Annotated in this window: 1 protein-coding gene, 1 tRNA gene and 1 rRNA gene; 1 reads left to right on the plus strand and 2 read right to left on the minus strand. The window is 63.6% G+C overall.

Features of this window, described 5'->3' with window-relative positions; all coding sequences use genetic code 11:
* Positions 1-26 precede the first annotated feature (26 nt).
* Positions 27-99, minus strand: a tRNA-Thr gene (locus ACWDO5_RS35725).
* A 102-nt stretch (positions 100-201) separates the two neighbouring features.
* Between ACWDO5_RS35725 and ACWDO5_RS35730 the strand changes: the two genes are divergently transcribed.
* Entirely contained in the window at positions 202-909 is a 708-nt protein-coding gene (locus ACWDO5_RS35730; RefSeq protein WP_450534682.1) for a hypothetical protein, read from the plus strand.
* A 52-nt stretch (positions 910-961) separates the two neighbouring features.
* On the opposite strand, the gene rrf is transcribed toward ACWDO5_RS35730, so the two are convergent.
* Positions 962-1,049, minus strand: a 5S ribosomal RNA gene (gene rrf / locus ACWDO5_RS35735); the annotation flags it as partial.

Consider the following 1,049-nt stretch of genomic DNA (forward strand, 5'->3'; position numbering starts at 1 on the left):
GTTGGCGGGGGCCTTCTTCGCTGCTGAGCCCCAATACGGAATCGAACCGTAGACCTTCTCCTTACCATGGAGACGCTCTACCGACTGAGCTATTGGGGCCTGCTGCGGTTGGCAACGGGATAGATCATACCCCGGACACACGGCTGCTTCGAACCGGCCATTCCTCTGGACCGCCCGATCCCGGCCTGCCACCATGCGCCAATGCTGACAGGCCGGAGAACGCCCAAGGTTGCCGTCACCGTCGCCGTGGCCTTACTCCTGACCGCCTGCGGCTCGGACGACGATGACACCAAGAAGAAGCCCAAAGCGCCCCCTGCGGCCAAGGAGGACCCGCGCCCGGGCGACCAGCGTGTGACGATCACATGGAAGGGCCAGAAGAGTGTGTACGCGGTCCACGCCCCACCGACGTACACCCCGGCCAAGGAGCTGCCCCTGGTCATCGCCAGGCATCCGTACCCCAGCGACGGCGCCTATGCCGCCAAGCTCACCGGCCTCAATGCCAAGGCCGACAAGGAAGGCTTCCTCGTCGCCTACCCCGACAGCCTCAATCAGGCCTACAACGCACTGATCTGCCACGAACGGCGCCGCTTACATGCCGAAGTCCCCGGTCTCCGTGGTCACCTTCATCGGCGGCCTCGACCAGAACCACAACATCATGGAAATCGGCATCAGCACCTGGCACGAACGGCTTGCCTGCAAGGCCGGCCCAGCAGTGAAGGTCAAGGACAACAACACCCGCACGCCAGCGAAGGGCGGGGCCAGTCGGAGTTCCTGACGTACCGCCTCCCGGACATGGGCCACAACTGGCCCGGCAACAAGGACCCGGGAATGGGCGATCCGGTGACCGGCGTCAATGCCACGGACCTCATCTGGGAGTTCTTCAAGGCGCATCCGAGGAAATCGTCCTGAACGCAAAAATGCCTCAGTCCCCGGACAAGTCCGGGGACTGAGGCTAAAGATTGTTCGGCGGCGTCCTACTCTCCCACAGGGTCCCCCCTGCAGTACCATCGGCGCTGAAAGGCTTAGCTTCCGGGTTCGGAATGTAACCG

This window comes from Streptomyces sp. NPDC000880, assembly GCF_053599675.1.

What these genes read in the sequence shown, in the direction of transcription:
- ACWDO5_RS35730 (WP_450534682.1), top strand. Translation starts at nt 202, where the DNA reads ATGCTGACAGGCCGGAGAACGCCCAAGGTTGCCGTCACCGTCGCCGTG.